The sequence below is a fragment of the Pseudomonas sp. P5_B2 genome (assembly GCF_056400445.1).
The window spans coordinates 1-7457 of the sequence record NZ_JBFULH010000195.1; the positions used below are offsets into that span (position 1 = coordinate 1).

A 7457-nucleotide genomic window follows, 5' to 3' on the forward strand; every position below is an offset into this window, starting at 1 on the left:
CGCGAAGAGGGAGTGTCAGGCAACATTGATGTCGACTGACACTCCGTCTTCGCGAGCAAGCCCGCTTCCACAGGTATTGCGTAGACGCCGGGGGTTATTGGCCCGGAATGTCCTTGCGCAGTTTTACCGGATCTTGCTGCTTCCTCTTTTTCGCGATGGCGGTGCGCATCCTGATGTTGATCGCTTCAACTGCCAGCGAGAACGCCATGGCGAAATAGACGTAGCCTTTTGGCACGTGGAAGTCCAGGGATTCAGCAATCAGCACGGTGCCGACGATCAGCAGGAACGACAGCGCCAGCATCTTCAGGGACGGGTGCTTGTCGATGAATTCGCTGATGGTGCCCGACGCCCACATCATCACCAGCACGGCCACGACGATCGCTGCGACCATGACTGGAACGTGAGAGACCATGCCGACCGCGGTGATGACCGAGTCCAGCGAGAACACGATGTCGATGATAGCAATCTGGACGATGGTGTAGAGGAAGTTGCCGCCCGTACCGCTCGGCTCTTCGTTGGTTTCGTCTTCACCTTCCAGTGCGTGGTACATCTCTTGCGAGCTCTTCCACAGCAGGAACAGACCACCGAAGAACAGGATCAGGTCACGCCCCGAAATACCCTGGCCGAACACCACAAACAGGTCCGCCGTGAGGCGCATGACCCAGGTGATCGACAGCAGCAACAGGATCCGCGTGATCATGGCCAGTGCCAGACCGAAAATCCGGGTGCGCGCCTGCATGTGCTTGGGCATGCGGCTGACCAGGATCGAAATCATGATGATGTTATCGATGCCCAGAACGATTTCCAGGGCGGTCAGGGTAAAGAAGGCAACCCAGATTTCAGGGTTGGTCAGCCATTCCATGTGTATTCCTTTGAGGATGTGTTAAACCAAGAAAGGCCCGGACTTCGAACAACGAAGACCGGACCCGTCATGGTGAGTCGTTGGTTATAGAGTGCTGAACAGCGGAAAAATCCCCATCAGCAACGCTGCAACCAGTATGCACATGCACACCAGCACTGCCCACTTCAGGGTAAAGCGCTGATGGTCACCGAATTCAATTCCGGCCAGGGCCACCAACAAGTAAGTCGATGGTACCAGCGGGCTCAACAAGTGGACGGGCTGACCGACGATCGAGGCACGTGCCATTTCAACTGCGGTTATACCGTAATGACTGGCGGCTTCGGCAAGAACTGGTAACACGCCGTAATAAAATGCGTCGTTCGACATGAAAAACGTGAACGGCATGCTCACCAACGCAGTGATCACAGCCAGGTATGGGCCGAGGAATTCAGGGATGACCGCCAACAGGCTTTTGGACATCGCGTCGACCATACCGGTGCCGGTCAGGATACCGGTGAAAATACCGGCGGCAAAGATCAGGCCGACCACCGACAGAACGCTACCGGCGTGGGYCGCAACGCGGTCCTTCTGTTGTTGCAGGCACGGATAGTTGACGATCATCGCGATACTGAACGCGACCATGAACAGCACCGGCAGCGGCAACAGCCCGGCGACCAGCGTGCACATCAGGGCCAGGGTCAGGAAACCGTTGAACCAGATCAGCTTCGGACGACGAGCGTCAGGGAACTGCGAAACGGTGATTTCGCTGTGATCGATTTCATCGCCGATCAGGTGCAATTCACCCAGACGCGCACGCTCGCGCTTACCGTAGAAGTAGGCAATCGCCAGGATCGCCAGCACACCGGCCAGCATCGCTGGAATCATTGGTACGAAAATATCCGACGGGTCCACGTGTAGTGCGCTGGCCGCGCGAGCGGTCGGGCCACCCCATGGGGTCATGTTCATTACACCCCCGGCGAGGATGATCAGACCGGCCATGATCCGCGGGCTCATGCCGATGCGGCTGTAGAGCGGCAACATCGCGGCCACGCAGATCATGTAAGTGGTCGCGCCGTCCCCATCAAGGGAAACGACGAGCGCCAGTACGGCGGTGCCGACCGAAACTTTCAACGGGTCGCCCTTGACCAGTTTGRGGATCTTGCGCACGGCCGGATCGAACAGGCCGGAGTCGATCATCAGGGCGAAGTACAGAATGGCGAACATCAGCATCACGCCGGTCGGCGCGAGCTTGGTGATGCCTTCGAGCATCATTGGGCCGATTTTCCCCGCAAAACCACCGAACAGGGCAAAGAGGATCGGGATGATGATCAAGGCGATCAGCGCGGACAGGCGCTTGGTCATGATCAGGAACATGAACGTGATGACCATGGCAAAGCCAAGGAAAGTCAGCATGGGAGTACTCCAGGCGTAGCGCGGCTAAGGGAAATGGGCGAACCGGTTGGGGTCAGCGCAGAACGGGAAGCACGAGGCAAACGAGTGGAGTGACAGCGAAGCGGCGGGTAGCGGAAGACATCAGGATCACCATTGTTGTTGTTTAATGGGCTGTGCGAGCGATAAAACACTGGCACTGGCCAACCGGTCTGTTGCCGGCAGTGGGGCGATCCTAATCGGGGAAGCTTTCAGCAAGCTTTCGGTGGTGAAAGCGTTGTGCGGATGTGCAGCCGGTCGTCGGACGGGTTCAATGTCTTTGAACAAAGGGGCAGGAGGCAAAAATGGACAAATTTCATACAGGCGGTTGCCACTGCGGAAAAATCCGCTATCAATTCAGCGGACCGTTGCACGACATCGCCCACTGTCATTGTTCGATTTGCCGACGGGTCAGCGGCGGGATCGTCACCACCTGGATCACCGTTCCCGCGTCGGCCTTTCAATGGCTGAAAGGCACACCCGCGCAGTACGACTCTTCTTCAACCTGTGTGCGCTATTTCTGTTCGAACTGTGGGGCGCAGCTGGCGCTGCTGACCCGTCTCAGCCCCGAGAGCATCGACGTGACCATCGCCACCCTCGACCATCCCGACCAGGCTCCCGCCGAGCGGCATATCTGGACTGACAGCCGTTTGCCCTGGCTGCATCTGGACGAGCATTTACCCGGCGAAGCGCAAGAAACGATCTGATCAGAAAATAGACAGATCCAGTGGCCGGATCGCGCCCATCCAGATCGCGTGCTCCGTGTGGTCGAGCAGGTCGTCGCCGGTGTCCGGGTGCAGGAACACCACCAATCCCTTGCGGTTGAGCGCCAGCCACGGTAGCACCTTACCAATGAGCTCAGGTCCAAACGCCAGCTGACAGCACCAGTCCGGGTGCGGGCCGATCGGGCGTTCGTGAAAGCGGCCCATTTTTAGCGGGAACAACTGCGCCGCCTGCTCGCACAGAGCCCGTGCCTGATGGATGGTGCTGGCATCGAAATACACATGGGCGTGGTAACCCTTGATCTGCTGCATCTGAATCCCTCTAAAACCCGGTCGAACCCTCACCGTTTCCCACAGGTCACACGCCATATACGTAGGAAACAAGGAACTTCAGCCATGAAAAATGCCGAAACCCCCGTGGTAAAAGTGGTGCTTTATGGTGCCATGAGTAGCCTCGGCAGTGCGCTGATGGCTGAAATGCTGCGGCGCCAGCACGAAGTGATCGCCATTCTGGATGACCTGACCGCGCTTGCGCCGCGCCCGGGGTTGCGAACCAAAACCGGCGATCTGTTCAAGGCGGAACGCGTTAAACAGAGTGTGGCGGGCTGCTCGGCTGTCATCTGCCTGTTGGAAGCGCCCGGCTTGCCGTTCAACAGCGAACACGTGGAAAAAACCATTGTGCCCGGCCCGGTCGAGCAAGTGCTGGCTGTGGATGCATTGATCGACGGCATGCAGGCGGCTGGCATTAAAAGACTGTTTCTGGTGGGTGATTTCGAATTGTTGGACGATCCGGACATAGAAGATCAATTGCAACGCCACGCCGCCGAAGAAATCCGCGAAGCGCTGCAAAACAGTCCCTTGCACTGGACGTTGGTCAATGCGCCTCGCGGCGTTTCCGGCCTGACGATTGAGCACTTCATTCATGTCAGCAGTAGCCTTGAACCGGGCTTGGCCGAACCGCTTCAACGTTTGAACCGCGTGGCCGTCGGCATTGCCGATGAACTACGGCTGAATTTGCACGTTGGCGAACACGTGAACTTCATCGCTGCTGACCCTAAATAGCGATAGAGGGCAGCGCCAGGCCATTCAACGATTGTGCGCTGCTGGCTTGCTCGGCCATCAACCAGTCCACAAACTGTTGAATCAACGCCCCGCGGCGTTTTCGCTGAGGCAGGACCACGTAGTAGCCCAGTCTGGACATTGCGGACTCCGCGATCGGTCGACATAACAAACCCTGCGCCAGCAAGTTATCCACAAGGTGCCGCCAGCCAATTGCTACGCCTTGGCCGCCAATCGCCGCTTGAATCAGCAAGGTGTAATTGTCGAAGCGCAGTTGCCCCGGTGCCGGTGCCGCCGTTATCCCCAACTCGCGAAACACGCCGCTCCAGTCAAACCAGTTGCTGCTGTGTTCGCCTCTTAAATGAAGCAACGGAAACTCCAACAGCGACTGTGTGGGCAAGGGCAGGGGCCGATCCTTGAGTAGCAGCGGACTGCATACCGGAAACACCTCTTCACTGAACAGCCAATGGCTTTCGCCCTGTTTGAAACGTCCCTCACCAAACAACACCGCCACATCGATATCGGTTCGCAACATGTTGTGGTTGCGCTCGCTGGTGACCAGGCTGACATCGACGTGTGGATTGGCTTGGTGAAAACGGTGCAAACGGGGCATCAGCCAATACGCCGCAAAGGCAAAGTCAGTGGCGACCTGCAACACTTCATGTTGCTGCTGTGCGCTGATCGCGCTCAATCCTGCGTCAATATTCTGCAAACCGAGCTGAACCTGCTCGAAAAGAATAGTCCCGGCTTCTGTCAGTTCGATGCCCCGGTAGATACGATCAAACAGCCTTGCCCCGAGTTGCTCCTCCAACCGTTTGATCTGCTGACTGACCGCCGGCTGCGTGGTGCCAAGCTCCACCGCCGCAGCGGTGAAGCTGCGATGACGCGCCGCCGCTTCGAAGGCACGCAGCAGGTCGAGAGAAAGATCACCAAGGGCGTCATACATAAGCTGGGCTAATCCTAGTCATTGCCTGGCATGGGCTTTACCGCAAACGGGCTGGGTAACATGCTCGATCGCAGCACTCTCGCATAAATATTCACTATGGAATGCCGCGATCACATGAAGCGCAAGAACATTCTTTTCATCATGGCCGATCAAATGGCCGCGCCAATGTTGCCGTTCTACGGTCCTTCGCCGATCAAACTCCCGAATCTCAGCCGCCTCGCCGCCCAAGGCGTGGTGTTCGATGCTGCGTATTGCAACAGCCCCTTGTGCGCACCGTCGCGTTTCACCCTGGTCAGCGGCCAGTTGCCGAGCAGGATCGGCGCCTACGACAACGCAGCCGATTTCCCCGCCGATATACCGACCTATGCCCACTACCTGCGTCGCCTCGGCTACCGCACCGCATTGTCGGGCAAGATGCACTTTTGCGGTCCGGACCAACTCCATGGCTACGAAGAACGCCTGACCAGTGATATTTACCCCGCCGATTACGGTTGGGCGGTGAATTGGGACGAGCCGGATGTGCGCCCGTCCTGGTATCACAACATGTCTTCGGTGCTGCAAGCCGGGCCGTGTGTTCGCACCAATCAACTGGATTTCGACGAAGAGGTGGTATTCAAGGCCCAGCAATATTTGTTTGATCACATCCGCGAGGACGGCAACCAGCCGTTTTGCCTGACGGTTTCGATGACACATCCCCATGACCCGTACACCATCCCCAAGGCTTTCTGGGATATGTACGACGATGCCGACATTCCGTTACCCGAAACCCCGGCACAATCCGAACTCGATCCGCACGCCCAACGTTTGCTCAAGGTTTACGACCTGTGGGACAAGCCACTGCCTGTGGATAAAATTCGCGATGCGCGTCGCGCCTATTTTGGCGCCTGCAGCTATATCGACAGTAACGTCGGCAAACTCCTGCAAACACTCGAGGAAACCGGGCTGATCGATGACACCATCATCGTATTCTCCGGAGACCATGGCGACATGCTCGGCGAGCGTGGGCTCTGGTACAAAATGCATTGGTACGAAATGGCCGCCCGCGTGCCGCTGTTGATCAGTGCGCCGGGGCAGTTCGGAGCAGGGCGGGTCAGTGCCGCGGTTTCTACCGCCGACCTGCTGCCCACTTTCGTGGAACTGGCCGGCGGCTCGCTGGAGCCAGGCTTGCCGCTGGACGGTCGTTCGCTGGTTTCCCACCTGCAAGGGCAGGGCGGTCACGACGAAGTGTTCGGCGAATACATGGCCGAAGGCACTATCAGCCCCTTGATGATGATCCGTCGCGGTGCTTACAAATTCATCTACAGCGAAGACGACCCTTGCCTACTCTTCAACGTGCACAACGACCCGCGCGAGCTGGAAGAACTCAGCCAATCGCCGCAACATCGAGCTCTTTTCGACGATTTTCTTACCGAAGCACGCGCCAAATGGAACATACCGGCGATTCACCAACAAGTGCTCGCCAGCCAGCGGCGCCGGCGATTCGTTGCCGACGCGTTGTCCCTCGGCAAGCTCAAGAGCTGGGATCACCAGCCACTGGTGGACGCCAGTCAGCAGTACATGCGCAACCACATCGACCTCGATGATCTGGAGCGCAAAGCACGTTATCCACAACCCTGCCAAAACCAATAATGTTAAGGGGAAGTCCATGCAAAGGTTATCCACAGTACTGACGGTCGGGCTTCTGGCTCTGGGCAGCACGTCGGCCTATGCCGATCAAAGCTGCGAGACGGTGAAAATGGCCGACCCTGGCTGGAGCGACATCGCCGCGACCAACGCCATCACCGGGTTTCTGCTGGATGGCATGGGCTATAAGGCCAAAATCGACACCCTCGCGGTGCCGATCACCTTTGGCGGGCTGAAGGATGGCCAGGTTGATGTTTTCCTGGGTAACTGGATGCCGGCACAGCAGGGCTTCTACGATAAGTTCGTCGCAACGGGCGATGTCACGCAACTGGCGAAGAACCTAGACGGCACCGAGTTCACTCTAGCGGTGCCGGATTATGTGTGGGACGCGGGTGTGCATAACTTTGCCGACCTGAACAAATTCGCCGACAAGTTCGACAAGAAGATCTACGGCATTGGCTCCGGCGCGCCCGCGAACATCTCGCTGCAGGAAATCATCAAGAAGAATGATTTCGACATGGGTCAGTGGAAACTGGTCGAGTCCAGCGAGCAGGCGATGCTGGCCGAAGTGTCCCGCGCGGTGAAAAAACAGAAATTCGTCACCTTTCTCGGCTGGACCCCGCATCCGATGAACGTGCAGCTGAAAATGCACTACTTGAAGGGCGGCGAGAAATATTTCGGCGATACCGGCAGCGTCCATACCTTGACCCGCAAGGGGTACGCCGAAGCCTGTCCGAACGTTGGCAAGCTGTTGACCAACCTGAGTTTCACCCAGGACATGGAGAACAGCATCATGTCTGAAGTGGTGAACAAGAAGGTCAGCAATGCTGAGGCGGCC

At 57.7% G+C, this 7457-nt stretch carries 8 protein-coding genes; 4 read left to right on the plus strand and 4 right to left on the minus strand.

The window, feature by feature from the left end; all coding sequences use genetic code 11:
* Positions 1 to 94: 94 nt before the first annotated feature.
* Both AC1DRJ_RS15550 and AC1DRJ_RS15555 read right to left on the minus strand, forming a co-directional pair.
* Complete coding sequence (locus tag AC1DRJ_RS15550; protein ID WP_477802952.1) at positions 95 to 862, minus strand: TerC family protein; 768 nt, start codon at positions 860 to 862, stop codon at positions 95 to 97.
* An 84-nt stretch (positions 863 to 946) separates the two neighbouring features.
* Positions 947 to 2254: a CitMHS family transporter gene (locus tag AC1DRJ_RS15555; protein WP_477802953.1), complete on the minus strand. Its 1308-nt coding sequence runs from the start codon at positions 2252 to 2254 to the stop codon at positions 947 to 949.
* Between the two features lie 320 nt (positions 2255 to 2574).
* Between AC1DRJ_RS15555 and AC1DRJ_RS15560 the strand changes: the two genes are divergently transcribed.
* Entirely contained in the window at positions 2575 to 2976 is a 402-nt protein-coding gene (locus AC1DRJ_RS15560) for a GFA family protein (protein WP_477802954.1), read from the plus strand.
* On the opposite strand, the gene AC1DRJ_RS15565 is transcribed toward AC1DRJ_RS15560, so the two are convergent.
* Positions 2977 to 3303 carry a DOPA 4,5-dioxygenase family protein gene (locus AC1DRJ_RS15565; protein ID WP_477802955.1) on the minus strand — a complete coding sequence of 109 codons (327 nt, stop codon included), beginning with the start codon at positions 3301 to 3303 and terminating at the stop codon, positions 2977 to 2979.
* An 84-nt stretch (positions 3304 to 3387) separates the two neighbouring features.
* Between AC1DRJ_RS15565 and AC1DRJ_RS15570 the strand changes: the two genes are divergently transcribed.
* Positions 3388 to 4053: an NAD(P)-dependent oxidoreductase gene (locus AC1DRJ_RS15570; RefSeq protein WP_477802956.1), complete on the plus strand. Its 666-nt coding sequence runs from the start codon at positions 3388 to 3390 to the stop codon at positions 4051 to 4053.
* Here AC1DRJ_RS15570 and AC1DRJ_RS15575 read toward each other — a convergent pair.
* On the minus strand, positions 4046 to 4996 hold the full coding sequence (locus AC1DRJ_RS15575; protein ID WP_477802957.1) for a choline sulfate utilization transcriptional regulator: 951 nt from the start codon (positions 4994 to 4996) through the stop codon (positions 4046 to 4048). The genes AC1DRJ_RS15570 and AC1DRJ_RS15575 overlap by 8 nt on opposite strands.
* A gap of 114 nt (positions 4997 to 5110) precedes the next feature.
* Between AC1DRJ_RS15575 and betC the strand changes: the two genes are divergently transcribed.
* Together betC and choX are read left to right on the plus strand one after the other, a co-directional pair.
* Positions 5111 to 6625, plus strand: coding sequence for a choline-sulfatase (betC, locus tag AC1DRJ_RS15580; protein ID WP_477802958.1), 1515 nt, complete (start codon positions 5111 to 5113; stop codon positions 6623 to 6625).
* Positions 6626 to 6641: 16 nt separating this feature from the next.
* Positions 6642 to 7457, plus strand: an 816-nt coding sequence (gene choX, locus AC1DRJ_RS15585; protein WP_477802959.1) for a choline ABC transporter substrate-binding protein, incomplete at its 3' end; no start/stop codon positions are given.